This is a genomic window from Streptomyces sp. NPDC050422, assembly GCF_044458665.1.
GTDB lineage: Bacteria > Actinomycetota > Actinomycetes > Streptomycetales > Streptomycetaceae > Streptomyces.
In genome coordinates this window covers 1-19,104 of the sequence record NZ_JBITIE010000029.1, presented here as the reverse complement: position 1 = coordinate 19,104, position 19,104 = coordinate 1, and the positions used below count along the sequence as shown (strand labels likewise).

The following is a 19,104-nucleotide window of genomic DNA, read 5'->3' as shown; positions in this document are numbered from 1 at the left end:
CGCCCCGGAAGGGCCGTTCCTACCGCCGGGAGAGTCCGCGGTCGACGGCGGTCATCAGCTCGCCGTCCTCCGTGTCCCCGTCCAGCGACCAGAACATCGCGCCGCCGAGCCGGTGGTCGCGGATGTACGCGGTCTTGGTGCGCAGCACCTGCGGGTCGTCGTACGTCCACAGCGTGGTGCCGTCGAACAGCCAGGCGCTGCCGTCGCGGACGTTGCGGTGGACCTTGTACGTACCGGATTCGGCCAGCTTCTTCAGGGCCTTGTAGTCCTCGTAACCGGCCGCCCAGGTGGCGGGGGCGGGGGCCGTCGCGGGTTGGCCGAGGCCGTCGCCGCCCCCGGTCACACCGGTCCAGCCCTGGCCGTAGAACGGCATCCCCATCACGAGCTTGCGGGCCGGGGCGCCGCGTTCCAGCCAGGCGCGCACGGTCTGGTCGACGCTGAAGTCGTCCTTCGCGTACAGCGCGGACTGCTGTGCGGTGGTCTTCTCGCCCGAGACGTGGAAGTCGTAGCCCTGGAGGTTCACGAAGTCGAAGTCCCGCATGATGCGCGGGACGTCGAAGCCGGCGTCGATCTTCTCGGGGGACGTGGGCACGAACGCCGAGAGGTCGTAGTGCTTGGGCTTCGAGCCGTGGTGGCCGCCCTTGCGTGACGCGGCGCTGCTCTTCGCGTACGCGTCGAGCTGGGTACGGAACTCGTGGACCAGAGCCGTGAAGTTCCGCTTGTCCTCGGGGCGGTACACCGTGTCGGAGTCACCGGCGGATCCCGGCCATTCCCAGTCGATGTCCACTCCGTCGAAGAGACCGGCCGCCGCCCCCTCGCCGCCGCGCGTCCCGTCCACCGGCAGGTTGCCCTTGATGTACAGGTCGATGCAGGAGGAGACGAAGGCCTTGCGGGAGGCGGCGGTGCGGGCCGCGTCCGAGAAGTGCGTGGACCAGCTCCAGCCGCCGAGCGAGATCATCACCTTGAGGCCGGGGTGCTCGGCCTTGAGCTCGCGCAGCTGGTTGAAGTTGCCCGCCAGAGCCTGGTCGTCGGTGTCGGCGACACCGTCCACCGAGCCCGCGGCGTCCAGCGGGCGCACGTAGTCGGCCCAGGCGTCGGCCTCGCCGGGCACGTTGCCCGTGAAGCACGTGCCGTCGGCGCTGACGTTGCCGAACGAGTAGTTGATGTGGGTGAGCTTGGCCGCGGTGCCGCTCGTCTCCAGGTCCTTGACCTGGAAGTCACGTCCGTAGACGCCCCATTGCGTGAAATAGCCGACGCGCTTGTAGGCGGGCGCGGAGCCGTGGTGGCCACCCTTCCCGCGGTCGGCGCGGTGGTTGTCGCCGTGACCCGCGGTGGCGTTGGCGGCGGGGGCGAGGGTGGCGGCCAGCGAGAAGGCGCAGGCGGCAATGGCCAGTCCGGACAGGGTTCTTCGACGCATGAGACCCGTTCCTGTGCGTGTGCGGAGGCATGTGCGTATGCGGAGGCATGTGCGTATGCGAGGCATGTGCGGGGAGGTGCGTGACTGTGCTGTGTGGAGAGGAAGCTATTGGTCTGGACCAAACGGGGTCAAGGGGTGCGGCGTGCCGGAACGGCCGAGCAGGCAGGGGCGGCAGGGACGGGGTATGCGCACGCCGACGTCAAATCATCACTTCGAGTGAAACTCTGGCCTGTGCTTGCGGTCTGGAACCGACGGTTGCCACGCTGTTGCAGTCTGTCAACCTCTTGGGGAGTGGCCTGTGACTTTCGGTGAGCAGCCCGCCTATCTGCGCGTTGCGAGCGATCTGCGAGAGAAGATCGTCAACGGTTCGCTGCCGCCGCATACGCGCCTGCCGTCGCAGGCCCGTATCCGCGAGGAGTACGGGGTCTCGGACACCGTCGCGCTGGAGGCGCGCAAGGTGCTGATGGCCGAGGGGCTGGTCGAGGGCCGCTCCGGCTCCGGCACCTATGTGCGTGAGCGCCCGGTCCCGCGCCGGATCGCCCGTTCCGGCTTCCGTTCGGAGGCCGGGGCCAGCCCGTTCCGGCAGGAGCAGACGGCGGAGGGTGCCCGGGGGACCTGGGAGTCCCGGAGTGAACAGGAGGGCGCGAGCCCGGAGATCGCCGAGCGGCTCGGGATCGAGCCGGGCGACCGTGTGATGCGTACGCGCTACGTGTTCCGGGACGGCGGTGAGCCGATGATGCTCTCCACCTCGTGGGAGACCCTCGCCGTCACAGGGCGCACACCGGTGATGCTGCCGGAGGAGGGCCCGTTGGGCGGCTGCGGGGTGGTCGAGCGGATGGCCGCGATCGATGTCGTCGTGGACAACGTGGCCGAACAGGTCGGCGCGCGCCCGGGGCTGGCGGAGGAGCTCCTGGCGCTCGGCGGGGTGCCGGGCCACGTGGTGATGGTGATCGAGCGGACGTACTACGCGTCGGGCCGCCCGGTCGAGACCGCCGACGTGGTGGTGCCGGCCGACCGCTACCGGGTCGCCTACCACCTTCCGGTCCGGTGAACCGCTGCGCGTGACGGCTTGTCATGTCCCGCGCCTGGCCGCCTTTTGGGGTCCGGGAGGGCGGTGAGGGAGACTGGGGGCGCATCCACACGGATGCGCCCCCAGTCCGTTGGTCCGCTCCTGGCCGAATCGGTATCTCTTTGTGCAATTGCGCCTGCGGTGAGTGAAGGTCAGGCGTAGGCTCGGGCATATGCGTACTGCGGTTTCCTGGGGATCCTTAGAGACGTGCACGCCGTTCAGGGGAGGGGCGCAATGCTCGGGAGGGGCACGATGAGCGACAGCGGTGCCGTGCTCCCTTGGCTGGTGATACGGCAGGACGACAACGGCAACCGCTACCGCGTGGGCAGGTATGCCACGCAGGACGAGGCGCAGCGGACCGCTGACAAGCTCCAGGACCGCGGCCACAAGCAGCTCTACTGGGTCGAGCGCGTCGGGCAGACCGCCCGGCCGTAGTGCGCCCCCCTGCGGCGCTTTTCCGGGCACGGGCGTCCGTGACGGGGCGTTACGCTCCGCACCATGACTGAACGTGTGGTGGTGGCCGGGGCCGTCTACGACCGGGGGCGGCTGCTGGCCGCGCGCCGCAGTGCCCCGCCGGAGCTCGCCGGACGCTGGGAACTCCCCGGCGGCAAGGTGGAGCCGGGGGAGAGCGGCGAGCAGGCGCTCGTCCGTGAACTGCGCGAGGAGCTCGGCATCGAGGCAGAGCCGCTGGAGCGGATTCCCGGTGAGTGGCCCCTCAAGCCCGGCTATGTGCTTCACGTGTGGACGGCCCGGCTGGTGTCCGGGGTGCCCGCGCCGCTCCAGGACCATGACGAGCTGCGCTGGCTCGGACCGGGTGAGACCGACACGGTGGACTGGCTGGAACAGGACCTGCCCGCAGTGGCCGAAGCCGTACGCCGGCAGCCCGGCGGCGCACACCGTTGAGCGGAGCGCCCGGCCCTGGGCCTGTGCGCCCCCTTCTCTACACGTACAGCCGTTCGTGCGCGCGCCGCTACACCCGTACGCCCCACGTGTCGACACCGGCGGTATTTCGTCCTGAATTCCGGGTATGTGGTGTTTAGCCCCCGCCCACAGGACGTTCCCGTTGCTGGCCCTGGGAAGTGATCGGCGTGATCGAGACCGAAGGCGACAGCGCAGAGTGGAGCTTTCCCGCTGTTCCCGGCGCCGTACGCTCGGCCCGGCACGCCGTCCACGAGGCCCTGCGCTGCTGGGGGCTCGACGTGGCCGTCGGTGATGTGGCGGTCCTGCTGGTCAGCGAGCTGGTGACCAACTCGACGCGGTACACGACGGGCCCCATCGGGGTGCGGCTGGTGCGCCCCCATCCTGACGGTGAAGGCCCCGCGGCACACCCCGGCCTGCTCGTGGAAGTCTCCGATCCGCTTCCGGATCCGCCCACCGAACGTACGGCTGGACCCGACGACGAAGGCGGCAGAGGACTGCAGCTCGTGGCCTGTTCGGCCCGGCGTTGGGGAACCCGGCGCGGAAAGAGCGGCAAGACGGTGTGGTTCGAGCTGGCCCTGCCTGGTTAGGAGTGAGGTGGGACGAACGGCGATCACGGAAGACAGGTCAGAATCGGCCGGTCAGAATCCTGGCCGAAACGGACTGAGACCGTGCTGTGATCGTGAACGCCGTGTCGGTAGGGGCCGTAGTGCTGAATACTGCGGGCAGGACCGGTCCGGTGTGTGAGCTGGAGGGGACGGTCGCGTGAGCGAAATACCTGGGACAGCGGGCGACGTCGTGTGGCAGAGCAGTCCGCCTGGCTCGATCTACGACTACATCAAGGTCGCCTCCTTCTCGATCGGCCCCGATGGCCTGATCGAGCAGTGGAGCCGCCGGGCCGCCGGCCTCTTCGGCGTTGCCGCTCACGAGGCCGTGGGCAAGGACCCGGTCGAGGCATTCATGCCCGACGAGCTGCGCGGGGACGGCCACCGCCGGATCGGCGAGGTGCTCGACGGCAAGGAGTGGACGGGGCTGGTCCCCTTCCGGATGCCGGGCGAGGACGCCGTGCACGGGCTCGCCGAGATCTATGTGATGCCGAGCCAGACGGCGACGGGCGAGCGGGCCGCGGTCTGCATCGTCGTGGATGTCCGCGCACTGCGCCTCATCGAGACGGACCTCGCAGCCTCGCAGGCTATTTTCGGCCAATCACCGTTCGGCTTCGTCCTGTTCGGCACCGACCTCACCGTCGTGCGGTCCAACGAGCGGTTCGCCACCGTCTTCGGCGGCCGTGCGGACGACCACCGAGGCCGCACGGTCCACGACTACCTCTCCGGCGCGGAGGCGGACCGGCTGACGGCCACGCTCGAACGCGTCCTGGCCACCGGCGACTCCGTCACCGACCTCCAGCTCGTCGGCACCGCCCCCGGCGACACCGAGCGCCGCCACTGGTCGATGAACCTCTACCGGGTGCACAGCGGCTCGGGCCGCCCCATCGGCATCGCCGGACTGGCCACCGATGTGACCCGGCGCCACATCGCCGCCCGGGAGGCCGCCAGCGCCCGGCGCAACCTCGCCCTGCTCAACCAGGCGAGCGCCCGCATCGGCAACTCCCTCGACCTGGAGACGACGGCCCGCGAACTCCTCGACGTCGCCGTCCCCGGCTTCTGCGACCTCGCCTCCGTCGACCTCTACCAGGCCCTGCTCACCGGTGAGGAGACGCCGCCGGGCAGCGGGGGCTCCCCGCACCGGGAAGCGGTCGGCGGCTCCGCCGAACTGCGCCGCGTCGCCTTCGCCAGCGCCGTCTCGGACACCCTGCCCGACCTTCCGGGCCCCGCGTCCGACACCGGACCCCGCACGGCCGACCGCCCGCCCGAACTCGGCGCCGTGCACCGCTACTCCTTCGGCTCGCCCTGCGCCATCGCCCTGCGCACCGGCCACGTGGAGGACGTGCCCGGCGACGACCGCGGCTTCGTCCAGTCCACGCTCGCCGTGCCACTGGTCGCCCACGACACCGTCGTCGGCCTCGTGCGGTTCTCCCGTACGAAGGGCAGCGAACCCTTCGGTGAACGGGACCGCGCCCTGGCCACCGAACTCGCCGCACGCGCCGCCGTCTGCATCGACAACGCCCGCCTCTACCGCCGCGAGCACGAACGCGCGCTGATACTCCAGCGCAGCCTCCTGCCGCCCGGCGACCCCGAGGCCGCCGGCCTCGACATCGCCTGCCGGTACCTGCCCGGCAACACGGCGACCGAGGTGGGCGGCGACTGGTTCGACGTGATCGAACTCCCCGGTCACCGCACCGCCCTCGTCGTCGGCGACGTCATGGGCCGCGGGCTGCGCGCCGCCGTCGCGATGGGCGAGCTGCGCACCGCCGTACGCACGCTGGCCCTCCTCGACCTGGAACCCGCCGAAGTGCTCTCCGCGCTCGACGAGGTCGCCCGGGGCCTCGGCACACCCGGCGCCGGCACCTCCGCCGACGCGGGCGGCGGCGCCCAGTGGCCCTCGCGGGCCGCCCACAAGTCGCGCGAGGCGGACCTCTCCGAGGTCTACCTGGCGACCTGCGTCTACGCCGTCTACGACCCGGTCACCCGGCGCTGCACCTTCGCCAACGCCGGGCACCTTCCCCCCGTCGTCGTCGAGCCGGGCGAAGCCGCGCTGCTCCTCGACGTACCGCCCGGCATGCCGCTCGGCGTCGGCGGTGAACCCTTCGAAGAGGTCGAGGTGGAGCTCAAGGAGGGCGCCCTCCTGGCCCTCTACACCGACGGTCTCGTCGAGTCCCGCGACCATCCCCTGGACGAGGGCCTCGAAGCGTTGCGCGCAGCCCTCGTCGAACCCGCCCGGCCCCTCGAGGACGTCTGCGACCACGTGCTGAGCTCGCTCGACACCCGGCACGGCGAGGACGACATCGCCCTGCTGATGGCCCGCATCCAGGGGCTGCCCGCCGAGGCCGTCGGCGACTGGCGGCTGCCTCGCGAGCCCCGCTCGGTCGGCCGCGCCCGCGAACTGGCCCGCGGCCAGCTGCTCGCCTGGGACCTCGACGACCTGGTGGACACGACCGAACTGCTGGTCAGCGAACTGGTCACCAACGCCCTGCGGTACGGCGAGGGCGAGATCCGGCTGAGACTGCTGCGCGACCGCACCCTCGTGTGCGAGGTGTGGGACGCGGGCCTCGTCCAGCCGCGGCGCCGGCGCGCACGCGACACGGACGAGGGCGGCCGCGGACTCCAGCTGGTCGGGCTGCTGAGCGCGGCCTGGGGGTCGCGCCGGACACCACGGGGCAAGACGGTCTGGTTCGAACTCCCGCTGCCCGACGGCGGACCGGCCGCCGAGCGCACGGTGGAGGAACTGCTCAGCATGTTCTGAGGACGGCACCCGAAGAGGTCAGGTCGTCTTCAGCGCGGCGAGGCGGGCCTCCACCTCGGCGCTGTCGCCCAGCGTGTCCAGCTGCTCGAACTGGGCGTCCAGCGACGAGGCGGCGAGCTCCTGCTTGCCCAGCGCCTTCGCCTCCTCGCGCCGCACCTTGTCCTCGAACCGGCCGATCTCGCTGGTCGGGTCGAGCACGTTGATGCTCTTGACGGAGTCCATCATCTGGTTCTGGGCCTGGGCGGACTTGGCGCGGGCGACCAGCTCGTCACGCTTGGACTTCAGCTGCGTCAGCTTCTCCTTCATCTGGTCCAGGCCGGACTTCAGCTTGTCCACCACCTCGGTCTGGGCGGCGATGGTGGGCTCCGCCGTCCTCGCCTCCTTCTCCGACTGGAGCTGGCGGCCGAGCGCGACCTTGGCCAGGTTGTCGAACTTGTCGGCGTCGGGGCCCGATCCGCCCGCCCGCAACTCATCGGCCTTCCGGCTGGCGGCGAGCGCCTTCTCGCCCCACTCCTTGGCCGCCGCGACGTCCTCGCGGTGGTCCTGCTCCATGAGGCGCAGATTGCCGATGGTGGCGGCCACGGCCTGTTCGGCCTCCGAGATGTTGGACGTGTAGTCGCGGATCAACTGGTCCAGCATCTTCTGCGGGTCCTCGGCCTGGTCGAGCAGGGAGTTGATGTTGGCCTTCGCCAGCTGGGTGACGCGTCCGAGGATGGTCTGCTTGGTCATGGCACCTCTCCTGTGTGTCCGGTCCTGCTCTGCAACGTGATGTGTACGAGTACGAGTACGCGCATGGGTACGGGTACGGGCCCCGGTCAGAAGCGGCCGCCGCCGCCCCGCCGGCCGCGCGTTCCCCCGCCGCCGAAGCTGCCCGGCCCGCCGCCTCCGAAGCCGCCCCCGCCGCCGAACCCGCCCCCGAAGCCGCCGCCCCCGAAGCCACCGCCCCGGCCGCCGCCCATGAGCCCGCCGAGGAGGATGCCGCCGAGCACCGCGCCGCCCATGCCGCCGCCCGCCCCGCCTCCTGACACCCCGCCACCCGGACCGCCCCCGTACGCGCGCACGTCCTGCTCCGCGAGGCTCCGCGCCTCACCGGCCAGCGCGTCGGCCCGCTGCGCCTCGGCCAGCGCGGCCTGCGGATCGTTCGCCCCGGCCAGTTCGCCGGCCCGCTCCAGGCGCCGCTGGGCCTCCGCCAGCCGGGTCCGGGCCTGACTGCCGACCGCACCCCGGTTGGTGGAGACGTAGTCCGCGGCGGCGCCGATCGCCGACCGTGCGGTGAGCATCGTCTGGTCCAGCAGGGAGCGGGCCCGCCGGTTGCCCTGCTCCTGCTCGCGCGCACCGGCCAGTGCCTCGTCCAGCACCGCGTCCGCCTCCTCCACCCGGCGCAGGGCGTCGATCGGGTCGTACGCACCCGCGCCCAGCTCCTCCCGGACATCACGGACCACGGCCTGCGCGCGGGCGATCCGGCCGCGGAGGTCCGCGGTGGACACGCCCTCCGCCGTACCCTCCAGCAGCCCGCCCGCGTCCGCCAGGTCCGTCTCCGTCTCCGTGAGCGCGGCCGGGAGCCCGGCCGCCGCCTCCTCCAGTTCCCGCGCGCGCCGGTCGACGGCGTCGACGAGCGTGGTCGCCTGGCCGACCGCGCCCTCGGTGGCCCGTACGTACACCGCCGCCGTGGCATGGTCGCCGCCGTCCACGGCCTGCCGCGCCTGGTTGAGCGACGACGTCGCGAAGACGAGCCGGTCCTTGGCCTGCTCGATGTCGCCCGCGGCGGGGGCCGACGCCGACTCCGCGTAACGGCCCTGCAGGGTGGCGAGCGTGGCCTGCGCGGCGGAGACCCGGCCGGTCAGCGAACGGAACGCCCTCTCGGCCGCCGCCAGCGCCTGCGGGGCGTCGCGTTCCAGTTCGCGCAGCCGGTCGAAGTCCTCGGAGACCTCGTCCAGCCGGGCGTTCGCGTCCGCGCAACGGCTGATGATCTCGTCCAGCATCCGCCGGCGCGTGTCGTCGTCCTCCGGGAAGGCGTCGTCGAGCTGCTGGCGCAGGCGGAACGCGGCCGTCAGCTCACCCTTGGCATGGGTGACCGCCTCGGTGAAGGGTGCGGCGGCCTCCTCGCCGAACTGGGCGGTGGCGAATCCGAGTTCCTCCTCGCTCGTGCGGACCGCGTCATCCGTGTCGACGAGCGTCTCCTTGGCCTGTGCGTCGAGTTCGGGGAGCGGAGTGGGCGGCGGCGCGGGCTCGCCCTGTCCGGCTCCGGCCGGCCCCCAGCCCGTCGCGCCGGGTGTCGTACGGGTGGTGGCGCGCCGCCTGCGCCGGGTGAACGCGTACGCGGCGACCGCTCCGACACCGCCGACGAGGACGATCGGCAGCACCAGGTCCCCGGCACTCGTCCCGCCGGAACTGCCCGCGCCGGGGTCGTCGGGCCCCGGGGTGATCGTCGGGGTGGGCACGGCCGCACCGGCCAGGACGGCGGAGTACCCGTTGGCGGCCCCGATCGCGGCGCCCGCCCAGTCGTTCTCCTTGAGCGCCGGCTCGATGGCGGTGCTCGCCACGTCCTGGAGCTGTGCGTCGGTGAGCCGGGAGTCCTGGTCGACGGAGTACGCGTACTGCCGGTCGTGGGTGGCGACGGCCAGCAGCACGTCGTCGCGGCCGAGCCCGTTGCGGTTCGCCGTCTCGTCGGCCCAGTCCTGCGCGGAGCGTCCGGAGAAGTCACGGACGTAGGCCACGAAGAGCTGGACGCGGCGCTGGTCGTAGAGGTGGTCGAGCGCGGTGACCACCTGGGCCTTGCGGTCCCCGAGCGCGCCCACCTTGTCGGTGATCTGTCCGTCGCGCGACAGCGTGATCGGCCCGTCGGCGCGAGCGGTCGGCGCGGGGGCCAGGGCCAGCCAGCACACCGTCAACAGCACGGCGAGCAGGGCCCGGCCCGGTATGAGGATCCGGGTTCGGCTCATGGGCGGCATCACGTTCGTGAGGCTATGTCCGGCCCAGGTGGCCCGCGACCCGACGAGGGGCCGCACCGCACGTCACGGCGGATCCACCTCCCCGTCGTACAGACGCATGCGTCACCACGCCCGGCTCCGCCACGGATGTGCTTCGGCGTGCGGGGAGTGAAGGGTGCGGCGCAGCAGCCCGCGGTCCAGTCGGGTGACGAGGCGGGACAGTTCGGCCCGGGGCCGGGCCGGCAGCAGGGCGAGGACCTCGGCCAGGAGGTCCCGCACGTGTGTCACGTCGTCGAGTGAGCAGCCGCGGCAGGTGCACTGGGCAAGGCTCGGATACAGGATGCGTCCGGGGCGGGCGAGGAAGCGGCGGTAGCGGAGCAGGGCGACCTCGGTGGCGCCGGGGTGGACCTCGTAGAACTCGTGCTCGTACTCCACACGCCGGATGGCGGCGCTGGTGGCGAGCGACAGCGAGCTGATCCTTCCCGGCTCGCACAGCCATACGGGCGTGCGGTCGGGGGCGGCGCGCAGTGCGCCGGGCCGCTTACGCGGCATGTGCCTTTCGGCAGGGCGATGTCATGCCGGTCATCCTGCCACGGCACACCGGCGAACAGGAGGCCCGCGGACGCGCGGATACGAACAGGGCGCGCGGCGGCGGCCGTACGGAAGAGCGGGCGGGCCCGGGGGCCGTAGGGGAGCGGACGGCCCGGCCGTGGTGCCGTACGGGAACCGGCGGAGGTCAGGTTTCGCCGGTTCCCGTACGGGAGGGAGCCGTCAGGAGCTCCCGGTCAGGGGTCGGTCTCAGCCGGCGTCGCGCGGCAGGGTGCGGGTGCGGCCCATCTCGCCCAGCCAGACGGCGGACGGCTTCGGCAGCCGCTCGAACGTCTCCGGGTCCCAGCCGATGAGGCCGAAGGTGGGCGCGTAGGAGCCCCACTCGTAGTTGTCGAGCGCGCTCCAGGCCAGGTAGCCCCGGATGTTGAGGCCGTCCTCCAGCGCGGAGGCGACCTCGTTCAGCGCACCGGTGTAGTAGTCGACGCGGCGGCTGTCGACGTCGGTGGCGATGCCGTTCTCGGTGACGATCAGCGGTACGTCGTGGCCCACGACGTCGGCGGTGTGGCGCAGCGCGTAGCCGACGGCGGAGGGGTAGTACTCCCACTGCGTGAGGGTGCGCTCGACGTCGTCCGCGGTGGGGATCGGGCCGTCGGTGCCGATCATGGTCCGGGTGTAGGACTGCACACCGATCCAGTCGTCGCCGCGGGCCGCCTCGATGAAGACGTCCTCGCGGGGGTGACGGTAGGCCGCGGTGACCTCCTCGGCGCCGGGGAGGGCCTGGTAGACCTGGTTGGCGACGGTCCAGCCGACCTGGATGCCGGCGTTGATCGCCTTGACCTCCTTGACGGCCGCGTGGTGGGCGGCGATCACGGCCACGGTGGTCTCGTCGTCCGGGGTCGGCAGACCGGCGGGCGGGAAGCCGATGTCGCCGCGCTTGGCCTGGCCCGCCATGACGGCGATCATGTTCGGCTCGTTGATGGTGCAGACGTGGCTGACGCCTTCGGCGATGACCGGTGCGCAGGCCGCGACGTACCGGGCGAACAGCTCGGTCGCGCCCTCGGAGGTGAAGCCGCCGCGGGCCTCGAACCACTGGGGGACGGTGAAGTGGTGCAGGGTGACCATGGGGCGCAGGCCGCGCTCGATGGCGCCCTCGACCATCCGGCGGTAGTGGGCGAGCTCGGCGCGGGAGAACCGCCCCTCGGCGGGCTCGATGCGGGCCCACTCGATGGAGAACCGGTAGTCGGTGAAGCCCAGGCCGGCCAGCACGTCCATGTCCTCGTGCCAGCGGTGGTAGCTGTCGCAGGCGTCCAGGCTGGGCTCCTGGATGTGGGTGCCCGCGGTGTGCTCCTTGACCCACCAGTCGCTGTTGGTGTTGTTGCCCTCGATCTGGTGGGCGGCCGTGGAGGCGCCCCACAGGAAGCCTTCCGGGAACGGGACCTGGGTGTGAGTCATCGCAAACTGTCTTTCTGGTGCGTGAGGGGTGCGGCCGGCGCGGTGCTGTGCGGGGTGCGCGGCCTCGTACGTGTTCGGTGGGGCGGCCGGGGCGGGCTACTTCATGCCCGCCGTGGCGATGCCCTGGGTGAAGTGCCGCTGGAGCGCGATGAACACGACCAGGACCGGCAGCACGATCAGGAAGGACCCGGCCATCAGCATGCCGTTGGAGCCGCCCGCCTTGTTGGGGTCGGTCGCGAACGTCGCCAGGGCGACCGGGAGGGTGTACTTGTCGGGGTCGTTGGTCGCGATGAGCGGCCAGACGAAGTTGTTCCAGGACCCCAGGAACGTGAAGATCGACAGCGTCGCCAGGGCGGGCTTCACCAGCGGCATCACGATCCGCCAGAAGATGTACCACTCGCCGGCGCCGTCCATCCGGGCCGCTTCCAGCAGCTCGTCCGGGATCGACTGCATGAACTGCCGCATCAGGAAGACCCCGAAGGCGCCCGCCGCGAACGGCAGCACCAGACCGGCGTACGAGTCGATCAGGCCCATCTTGCTCATCAGGACGAACAGCGGCAGCAGCATCAGGTTGCCGGGCACCATGAGGGCGCCGAGCACCAGACCGAAGATCTTGTTGCGGCCGGCGAACCTCAGCTTGGCCAGGGCGTACCCGAGCATCGAGCAGAACACCAGGTTCGAGACGGTGACCAGCACCGCCACGATCACCGAGTTCATGAAGTACAGCGGCAGGTCGAGCTTGTCGAGCAGGTCCCGGAAGTTGGCCAGGGTCCACTCGGTCGGGATCCAGACGGGCGGGCTCGCGGTCAGCTCGTTCGTCGTCTTGAACGCGGACAGGGCCATCCACAGGAACGGCGCCGACATGATCAGCAGGCCGAGCGACAGCAGGACGTAGACGAGGACCCGCTTCAGGGACCGCGGCCGCTTCTGCCCGCCCGGCTGCCCGGCGTCCCCGGGCTTCTTCGACGGCGCCGTCGGGACGGCGCCCGGTGCACTGGTGGCGCTCATTTCGTGTTGTCCTTCAGCAGTCGGAGCTGCAGCACCGTGATGCCCATGATCACTACGAAGAGGACATACGCCATGGCGCTCGCATAGCCCATGTGGAAGAAGTTGAAGCCCTCGCGGTACATGTTCAGCGAGACGGTGAGCGTCGAGTCCGAGGGCCCGCCCTGCGTCATCACGAACGGCTCCTCGAAGACGTTGAGGTAGCCGATGGTGGTGATCACGGTGGCGTAGAGCAGCGTGGGTCGCAGCAGCGGGACGGTGATGCCCCTGAACTCCTGCCAGATGTTGGCGCCGTCCAGCCGCGCGGCCTCCCGCACCTCGGTGGGGATGGCCTGCAGACCGGCGATGAAGAGCACCATGACCGTGCCCACGTTGCGCCAGACGGCCATCGCGATCATCGAGGGCATGGCGAGCTTCTCGGAGCCGAGGAAGTCCGGTGCGGTGAGTCCCACTTCGGAGAAGAGGCCCGCGACGAGACCGTCGCTCGGATCGAGGACGAAGCGCCAGACGACGGCGACCGCGACGATGGTGGTGACGACCGGGGCGTAGAAGCCGACGCGGAAGAAGGTCCGGGCCCGGTCGATGCCGTTGTTCAGCAGGACGGCGACGACGAGTCCGAGGAGGATCGTCAGCGGGACGCCGACGACCACGAAGTACGCCGTGTTGAACAGCGACTTGAGGAACTTCTCGTCGCTGAACAGCTTGGTGTAGTTCTCGAATCCGATGAAGTTCGCGTCCAGCGGGTGCGTCACGTTGCGCAGCCCGAAGTCCGTGAAGCTCATCACCAGCGTGGCGATGATCGGGACGGCCATGAAGACGAGGAAGAGCACGAGGAAGGGGGTGGAGAACAGCCAGCCGGCCATGTTCTGCACGCCCATCGCGGGCTTCCTGCGGCTTCGCGAACCCTTCGGCCCGGCGGCCGGGGACGCGGTGGTCCCCGGCCCGGCCTGCACCTTGGCCGGCTGTGCGGCCTTTCCGGTCGTGGTGCTCATGGCTCCTACTTCACGAGGCCTTCGATCTCGGACTGCGCGGTCTTCAGCGCGTCCTCGGCGGAAGCCTTGCCCTGGGTCACCTTCGCTATGGCCTGGTCGACCTTGTCGGTGATCTCGCTCAGGTTGGGCAGCGAGGGGGAGGACTTGGCGGTGTCCATCTGCTTCTTGAAGATCTGCAGATCGGCGTCGTCGGCGAGGTCACCGGAGGTCCAGGCGGCGGTGTTCGCCGGCAGGTCCTTGGTGCGCTCGTACCAGTCGGCCTGGCCCTTGGTGTCCGTCAGGTACTTGATGAACTCGGTGGCCGCGGCCTTGTGCTCGCTGTCCTTGGAGATCACCAGGGAGGAGCCGCCGGCCATGGAGGTGGAGGACTTGTCGGCGGGGACGGCGGCCACCGCCCACTTGCCCTTGATCTGCGGCTGGCCCTCGTTCAGCAGGGTGACGTGCCAGGGGCCGCCGAAGAACATCGGGACGCGGCCGTTGCCGAAGTCCTTCACGACGTCGTAGCCGGGCTGCACGGACTTGTTGGAGAGCCCCTTGTCGAAGTACGAGCCGTACTCCTTGAGCGCCCTGACGGCCTCGGGGCTGTCGATGACGGCCTCGCCCTTGTCGTTGACGATCTCGCCGCCGGCCGAGTACAGGAAGGAGTAGAAGTTCTGCACCGTGTCCAGGCCGCTGGGCTGGATGGACAGGCCCCACTTGGTGTCCGCCTTCTTCTGGTAGGCGGTCGCGAGGGCCTGCATCTCCTTCCAGTCGGTCGGAGCCTTGGTGATGCCGGCCTTCTCGGCCAGGTCGGTGCGGTAGTAGAGGACGCGGGTGTCGACGTACCACGGCACGCCGTACGCCTGGCCGTCGACCTCGCCCTGCTTCCAGCCGGCCGGGAAGAAGTCCTTCTCCTGGAAGGTCTTGGTGTCGACCGGCTCCAGCACGCCGAGCTCGGAGAACTCGCCCATGTAGCTTCCGCCCATCTGCGCCACGTCCGGCATGGTGCCGGCGGCGGCCGCGGAGACGAGCTTCTGGTGGGCGACGTCCCAGCCGACCGGGGTCACCTTGACGGTGATGTTCGGGTTGGCCTTCTCGTACACCTTGGCCACGTCCGCGAGCTTCTCGCCCTCGGCCCCCATGGCCCAGACGGTGAGTGTCTGCTTGCCGTCCGCGGCGACGTCCTCGCCACCGGAGCTGCCGCACGCGGTGAGGCCGAGGGAGAGCACGACAGCGATTCCGATGCCGGTGGAGGCGGTTCTGGCGGTGCGGGACATGGAGGGCTCCTCCTTGAGCAATCCGGATGTATGCGCTGCCTGTAAGCGCATACATCACTCTGCGGCAGAGATTCGGGAATCCGCAAGAGGGTGCTTGGTCACACTCGTGCAACGTGGTGGACATCTGAATGTTCAACTTCGAACGGTAAGCGTGGCGTTTGCGGAAAAGGTGAGGGTGTGACCGATTCCGCACAGTTGGTTCCGGTGCTGGTTCCGGTGCTGGTTCCGCTGCCGGCGGGGGCCGGGCCGGGTGAGGGGCGGCGATAGTGTCGTGATCATGACTTCGTTCGGGCACGACTTCCCTTTTGACCCGGCCTACGGGCACACCCTCGACGAGCTGACGGCCGTGCCCGCGCCGCCCGCCCCCGACGGCTTCGCGGACTTCTGGCGGGCGCGGTACGACGCGGCCCGCGAGGTGGCGACGGACCCGGAGATCGGGCCGGTCGAGGAGGAGCGCGACGGTGTACGCGTCCACGGCGTGACGTACACCTCGGTCGGCGGGGTGCGCCTGGGCGGCTGGCTGGCGCTGCCGGTCGAGGGCGCGGCGGCGGAGGTGCGCCACGGGTTCGTCATGGGGCACGGATACGGGGGCCGGCAGGAGCCGGGGCCCGCCGTGCCGCTGCCGCTGCCGTCGTCGGCCGCGATCCTGCCGTGCGTACGGGGGATGGGGGCGCGCGGTCTCGTGCCGGGCATCCCCGAGGTCCCGGACGGGCATGTGCTGCACGGCATCGAGTCCCGCGACACCTATGTCATCGGCGACTGCGTGGCGGACCTGTGGTGCGCGGCGTCCGCGCTCGGGGAGCTGGTGCCGGAGCTCGCGGGGCCGGGCCGGCTGGGCTACCTCGGGGAGAGCTTCGGCGGCGGGCTCGGTGCGCTGGCCCTGCCGTGGGACGACCGTTTCGGGGCGGCGCAGCTGACGGTGCCCACGTTCGGCAACCATCCGCTGCGGCTGACGCTGCGGTGCGCGGGCAGTGGGGAGTCCGTGCGCGGGTACCACCGCGAGCACCCCGAGGTCGTGGAGGTGCTGCGGTACTTCGATGCGGCGACGGCCGCGGGGTTCGTGGAGCTGCCGACGCTGGTGGCCGCGGCGCTGTTCGACCCGTCCGTTCCGCCGCCGGGCCAGTTCGCCGTGCACAACGCGCTGGCGGGGGAGCGGGAGTTGCTGGTGCTGCCGGCGGGGCACTTCGCGTACGAGGAGCTGGCGCGGGACGTGGCGGGGCTGGTGGCGGCGCGGCGCGCGTTCTTCGGGAAGTGGCTGGGATAGCGGGCGCGGGCGGCCGGGGAAATCTGGGCAACTTTGGTTGTCGAATCGGGGCTCGGTAACTAAAGTTGTCGGCATGGCGCCGCCCGAGATCACCCCTGAGGAACAGATCGCGCTCGACAAGGCCCTCTACGAGGCTCTCGAACCGCTGGCCGCCGCCGTGCGCGCCCGCGAGACCGGACTTCCCGAGGAGCGCATGTGGGACGCCGACCCCGCCCAGGTGGCCCTGTCGGTCCTGGCCACCTGGAAGGCCGTCGACGCGGAGGTCAAGCGGCTGACGGCGATCGCGGCGAGGACGGCCGGCTCCTACGGGGCGAACTACGAGCAGTTGGGCGCCGCCTGGGGGATCACTCGCCAGGGCGCCCGCAAGAAGTGGCCCGAGGCCGTCGACAGGCCCGCCCCGGCGGAAGCGGGGGACGGCGTGGACGGCCGGGCCTGAAGGGCTGCCTCGTCCGCCCGGTCAGCCGCAGCCGCAGCTGGCCCGGCGGATCACCGAGACGGGGAGGGTGAGCGACACCGGTTCGCGGCCGCTGTTGTTCAGTCGCTCGACCAGCAGCTCGACCGCCTGCTCGCCCAGCCGGCGGATCGGCTGGCGCACCGTCGTCAGCGGCGGCTGGACGATCCGGCCGAGCGGGATCCCGTCGAACCCCGTCACCGCCATGTCCTGGGGCACCCGCACACCGCGCCGGGCCAGGGCGCGCAGGGCGCCCACCGCCATCTGGTCGTTGGCGAACAGCACCGCCTCGGGCCGGTCCCCGCCCCGGTCCAGCAGGGTCTCGGCCGCCAGCGCGCCCTCGGCCTGCTTCATCATCGTGGTGCGCAGGGCCGGCTCGTCCGGCACCGGAAGTCCGGCGTCCCGGCACGCCTCCTGGAAACCGCGGAACCGGGCCTCCGCGTCCGGCGAATCGGTGTCGCCCCCGACGAAGGCCAGCCGTCGCAGGCCGTGGTCCTCGATCAGGTGGCGGGTCAGCTCACGTTCACCCTCGGCGTTGGCGACGACGATGTGGTCGAGGTGGTCGATCTCGCGCGGTCCCGCGAGCATCACCACCGGCAGCCGGCGCGATATCACTTCGAGGTCCTCGGTCGGCACGGTCTGCGCCAGCACGGCGAAACCGTCGACCCGCCCCGCGACCTTCGCGACCAGGCTCTCCGGGCCGCCCTCCAGCGACGCCGCGATCAGCAGCGCGTACCCGTGCCGCCGGGCCGCGCGCTCCATGCCGCGGATGATCTGGTCGGAGTAGAGCATCACCGCGTCGTCGGCGTCGCTGTCCGCCTCGGCGTCGGCCTCGGCGTCCGGGTCGGCGTAGTCCGGGAAGCAGAGGCCGAGCACACCGGTGGTGCGGCTCGCCAGCCCCCGCGCGTTGCCGCTCGGTACGTAACCGAGCACGCGGGCCGCCTCCAGGACCCGCTCGCGGGTCTGGGCGCGCACGGATTCCGGGGTGCGGTAGACCCGCGAAACCGTGGCGATGGAGACGCCGGACCGCTCCGCGACGTCGTACACCGTTGGGGCGCTCACTCGACCGACCGTCCGCTTCTTCTTCCGTACCGACGCGTATCGGCACAACCATCGACGTACACGTTATGAAAGCGCATTCACCCTAGATCGCGGGCCGGGCGCGGGCAAGGCCATCCAGGAGTCGACAGGCAACCTTGCAAGATGCCCTGTGCATCTTCTACGGTGAAGCCATGACGCAACCGTCCGGAACCACGCCTGCCGACCCGACCCCCCAGGAGGTGGCGGACCATCTCGCCTCCGTGGTCGGCAGGCTGCTGCGACGGCTGCGCTCCTCGTCGTCGGAGAACCTGCTGACCCCGACCCAGCGCTCGGTCCTGGCCCGGCTGGAGGACGCCGGTCCGGCCACCACGGCCGATCTGGCCCGCGCCGAATTCGTGCGCCCCCAGTCCATGCGGCTGACACTGGGCGCTCTGGCGGAGCAGGGGCTCGTCGGGCGGGCACCGGATCCGGTCGACGGCCGCAAGTCGGTCGTGTCGGTCACGGATGCCGGCCGCACGACCCTCGCCCAGGTCAGGGCCGCCAAGCGCAACTGGCTCGCCGAGGCCGTCGCCGCCGAACTGGACGGGGCCGAGCGGCGCACCGTCGCCGAGGCCGCCGGCCTCATCGAGCGCCTCGTCGGTTCATGACCGACGGGCGCGGGCGCGTCTCCCCGGCGCCCGTCCCCGCACCCCATTCCCCGAGCACCGCCCAGGCAAGGAGCACCACCATGAGCGCCACCACCCTCGACCCGAAGGCCGCGTTGATCGTCGTCGACCTCCAGAAGGGCATCGTCGGCCTGCCGACCGCGCATCCCGCCACCGAGGTCGTCGCCCGTGCCGCGACCCTCGCCGAAGCCTTCCGGGCCAAGGGTCTCCCGGTCGTCCTGGTCCGCGTCACCGGCGGAGCCCCCGGCCGCACCGAGGGGCCCGCCCGGTCCGGGCAACCGGCCGCCGACTGGGCCGAGATCGTCCCCGAACTCGGCCCGGCCGAGGGCGACATCGTCGTCACCAAGCAGCAGTGGGGCGCCTACTACGGCACCGACCTCGACCTCCAGCTGCGCCGCCGCGGCATCACGCAGGTCGTGGTGGCCGGGATCGCGACCAGCATCGGCGTCGAGTCCACCGCCCGCTCGGCCCACGAGCACGGCTACCACGTCACCGTCGCCACGGACGCGGTGACCGACATGAGCGCGGAGGCCCACGACAACAGCGTCGAGCGGATCTTCCCCCGCCTCGGCGAGACGGACACGACGGACGCGATCATCAAGCTGCTGCGCTGAAGGCCTCAGGGGGCTAGGGAGTGTTCTAGGGCGTGTTTCGAAAGTCCCGCCTGCCGGGCGGCGTCTGGCACTTCCCCGAGCTCTCGGCTTCGCTCGAGCAGGGGAGACCCCATTGCTC

18 protein-coding genes are annotated in these 19,104 nt (G+C 71.2%); 9 read left to right on the top strand and 9 right to left on the bottom strand.

What is annotated here, in order from left to right:
• Window positions 1-19: 19 nt before the first annotated feature.
• Window positions 20-1,417, bottom strand: coding sequence for a glycoside hydrolase family 18 protein (locus tag ACIBJG_RS34395; RefSeq protein WP_399313665.1), 1,398 nt, complete (start codon window positions 1,415-1,417; stop codon window positions 20-22).
• Between the two features lie 298 nt (window positions 1,418-1,715).
• Here ACIBJG_RS34395 and ACIBJG_RS34390 point away from each other — a divergent pair, with 298 nt between their 5' ends.
• The 5 genes from ACIBJG_RS34390 (at window position 1,716) to ACIBJG_RS34370 (ending at window position 6,767) form a co-directional block, all read left to right on the top strand.
• Window positions 1,716-2,468, top strand: a complete 753-nt coding sequence (locus ACIBJG_RS34390) for a GntR family transcriptional regulator (RefSeq protein WP_352121936.1) — start codon at window positions 1,716-1,718, stop codon at window positions 2,466-2,468.
• A gap of 270 nt (window positions 2,469-2,738) precedes the next feature.
• Entirely contained in the window at window positions 2,739-2,921 is a 183-nt protein-coding gene (locus ACIBJG_RS34385; protein WP_399313663.1) for an SPOR domain-containing protein, read from the top strand.
• A 63-nt stretch (window positions 2,922-2,984) separates the two neighbouring features.
• The gene (locus ACIBJG_RS34380) at window positions 2,985-3,389 is read left to right on the top strand and encodes a (deoxy)nucleoside triphosphate pyrophosphohydrolase (RefSeq protein WP_399313661.1); all 405 of its coding nucleotides are present in this window, start codon (window positions 2,985-2,987) and stop codon (window positions 3,387-3,389) included.
• Window positions 3,390-3,565: 176 nt separating this feature from the next.
• Entirely contained in the window at window positions 3,566-3,994 is a 429-nt protein-coding gene (locus ACIBJG_RS34375) for an ATP-binding protein (RefSeq protein ID WP_399313659.1), read from the top strand.
• A 208-nt stretch (window positions 3,995-4,202) separates the two neighbouring features.
• Window positions 4,203-6,767 carry a SpoIIE family protein phosphatase gene (locus ACIBJG_RS34370; protein ID WP_399313740.1) on the top strand — a complete coding sequence of 855 codons (2,565 nt, stop codon included), beginning with the start codon at window positions 4,203-4,205 and terminating at the stop codon, window positions 6,765-6,767.
• A gap of 18 nt (window positions 6,768-6,785) precedes the next feature.
• On the opposite strand, the gene ACIBJG_RS34365 is transcribed toward ACIBJG_RS34370, so the two are convergent.
• The 7 genes from ACIBJG_RS34365 to ACIBJG_RS34335 all read right to left on the bottom strand — a co-directional run bounded on the left by ACIBJG_RS34365 (window position 6,786) and on the right by ACIBJG_RS34335 (window position 14,951).
• A complete protein-coding gene (locus tag ACIBJG_RS34365) occupies window positions 6,786-7,496 on the bottom strand; it encodes a PspA/IM30 family protein (RefSeq protein ID WP_399313658.1) in 711 nt (236 codons plus the stop codon).
• 86 nt (window positions 7,497-7,582) lie between these two features.
• On the bottom strand, window positions 7,583-9,709 hold the full coding sequence (locus tag ACIBJG_RS34360) for a TPM domain-containing protein (RefSeq protein WP_399313656.1): 2,127 nt from the start codon (window positions 9,707-9,709) through the stop codon (window positions 7,583-7,585).
• A gap of 111 nt (window positions 9,710-9,820) precedes the next feature.
• On the bottom strand, window positions 9,821-10,249 hold the full coding sequence (locus ACIBJG_RS34355; RefSeq protein ID WP_399313654.1) for a hypothetical protein: 429 nt from the start codon (window positions 10,247-10,249) through the stop codon (window positions 9,821-9,823).
• Between the two features lie 246 nt (window positions 10,250-10,495).
• Window positions 10,496-11,698 carry a glycoside hydrolase family 1 protein gene (locus ACIBJG_RS34350; RefSeq protein ID WP_399313653.1) on the bottom strand — a complete coding sequence of 401 codons (1,203 nt, stop codon included), beginning with the start codon at window positions 11,696-11,698 and terminating at the stop codon, window positions 10,496-10,498.
• Window positions 11,699-11,794: 96 nt separating this feature from the next.
• Window positions 11,795-12,706 (bottom strand): carbohydrate ABC transporter permease, encoded by a 912-nt coding sequence (locus ACIBJG_RS34345; protein ID WP_399313651.1) that lies wholly within the window; start codon window positions 12,704-12,706, stop codon window positions 11,795-11,797.
• On the bottom strand, window positions 12,703-13,695 hold the full coding sequence (locus tag ACIBJG_RS34340; RefSeq protein WP_399313649.1) for a carbohydrate ABC transporter permease: 993 nt from the start codon (window positions 13,693-13,695) through the stop codon (window positions 12,703-12,705). Before ACIBJG_RS34340 ends, ACIBJG_RS34345 begins: the two co-directional genes overlap by 4 nt.
• Window positions 13,696-13,700: 5 nt before the next feature.
• Complete coding sequence (locus tag ACIBJG_RS34335; RefSeq protein WP_399313647.1) at window positions 13,701-14,951, bottom strand: sugar ABC transporter substrate-binding protein; 1,251 nt, start codon at window positions 14,949-14,951, stop codon at window positions 13,701-13,703.
• A 277-nt stretch (window positions 14,952-15,228) separates the two neighbouring features.
• Here ACIBJG_RS34335 and ACIBJG_RS34330 point away from each other — a divergent pair, with 277 nt between their 5' ends.
• Entirely contained in the window at window positions 15,229-16,215 is a 987-nt protein-coding gene (locus ACIBJG_RS34330; RefSeq protein WP_399313645.1) for an acetylxylan esterase, read from the top strand.
• Between the two features lie 73 nt (window positions 16,216-16,288).
• Window positions 16,289-16,651 carry a hypothetical protein gene (locus ACIBJG_RS34325; protein ID WP_399313644.1) on the top strand — a complete coding sequence of 121 codons (363 nt, stop codon included), beginning with the start codon at window positions 16,289-16,291 and terminating at the stop codon, window positions 16,649-16,651.
• A gap of 21 nt (window positions 16,652-16,672) precedes the next feature.
• Here the strand turns inward: ACIBJG_RS34325 and ACIBJG_RS34320 are convergent, their stop codons facing one another.
• Window positions 16,673-17,728 (bottom strand): LacI family DNA-binding transcriptional regulator, encoded by a 1,056-nt coding sequence (locus ACIBJG_RS34320; RefSeq protein ID WP_399313642.1) that lies wholly within the window; start codon window positions 17,726-17,728, stop codon window positions 16,673-16,675.
• 170 nt (window positions 17,729-17,898) lie between these two features.
• On the opposite strand from ACIBJG_RS34320, the gene ACIBJG_RS34315 reads away from it, so the two are divergent.
• Both ACIBJG_RS34315 and ACIBJG_RS34310 read left to right on the top strand, forming a co-directional pair.
• Window positions 17,899-18,354 (top strand): MarR family winged helix-turn-helix transcriptional regulator, encoded by a 456-nt coding sequence (locus ACIBJG_RS34315; RefSeq protein WP_399313640.1) that lies wholly within the window; start codon window positions 17,899-17,901, stop codon window positions 18,352-18,354.
• An 80-nt stretch (window positions 18,355-18,434) separates the two neighbouring features.
• Window positions 18,435-18,986: an isochorismatase family protein gene (locus ACIBJG_RS34310; RefSeq protein ID WP_399313637.1), complete on the top strand. Its 552-nt coding sequence runs from the start codon at window positions 18,435-18,437 to the stop codon at window positions 18,984-18,986.
• Window positions 18,987-19,104: the final 118 nt, after the last annotated feature.

Bases quoted from the DNA above. Each gene is read 5' to 3' on its own strand.
- ACIBJG_RS34315 (WP_399313640.1), top strand. From the start codon at position 17,899: ATGACGCAACCGTCCGGAACCACGCCTGCCGACCCGACCCCCCAGGAG.
- ACIBJG_RS34350 (WP_399313653.1), bottom strand. From the start codon at position 11,698: ATGACTCACACCCAGGTCCCGTTCCCGGAAGGCTTCCTGTGGGGCGCC.
- ACIBJG_RS34385 (WP_399313663.1), top strand. From the start codon at position 2,739: ATGAGCGACAGCGGTGCCGTGCTCCCTTGGCTGGTGATACGGCAGGAC.
- ACIBJG_RS34380 (WP_399313661.1), top strand. From the start codon at position 2,985: ATGACTGAACGTGTGGTGGTGGCCGGGGCCGTCTACGACCGGGGGCGG.
- ACIBJG_RS34345 (WP_399313651.1), bottom strand. From the start codon at position 12,706: ATGAGCGCCACCAGTGCACCGGGCGCCGTCCCGACGGCGCCGTCGAAG.
- ACIBJG_RS34360 (WP_399313656.1), bottom strand. From the start codon at position 9,709: ATGAGCCGAACCCGGATCCTCATACCGGGCCGGGCCCTGCTCGCCGTG.
- ACIBJG_RS34340 (WP_399313649.1), bottom strand. From the start codon at position 13,695: ATGAGCACCACGACCGGAAAGGCCGCACAGCCGGCCAAGGTGCAGGCC.
- ACIBJG_RS34335 (WP_399313647.1), bottom strand. From the start codon at position 14,951: ATGTCCCGCACCGCCAGAACCGCCTCCACCGGCATCGGAATCGCTGTC.
- ACIBJG_RS34310 (WP_399313637.1), top strand. From the start codon at position 18,435: ATGAGCGCCACCACCCTCGACCCGAAGGCCGCGTTGATCGTCGTCGAC.
- ACIBJG_RS34365 (WP_399313658.1), bottom strand. From the start codon at position 7,496: ATGACCAAGCAGACCATCCTCGGACGCGTCACCCAGCTGGCGAAGGCC.
- ACIBJG_RS34325 (WP_399313644.1), top strand. From the start codon at position 16,289: ATGGCGCCGCCCGAGATCACCCCTGAGGAACAGATCGCGCTCGACAAG.
- ACIBJG_RS34355 (WP_399313654.1), bottom strand. From the start codon at position 10,249: ATGCCGCGTAAGCGGCCCGGCGCACTGCGCGCCGCCCCCGACCGCACG.
- ACIBJG_RS34330 (WP_399313645.1), top strand. From the start codon at position 15,229: ATGACTTCGTTCGGGCACGACTTCCCTTTTGACCCGGCCTACGGGCAC.
- ACIBJG_RS34395 (WP_399313665.1), bottom strand. From the start codon at position 1,417: ATGCGTCGAAGAACCCTGTCCGGACTGGCCATTGCCGCCTGCGCCTTC.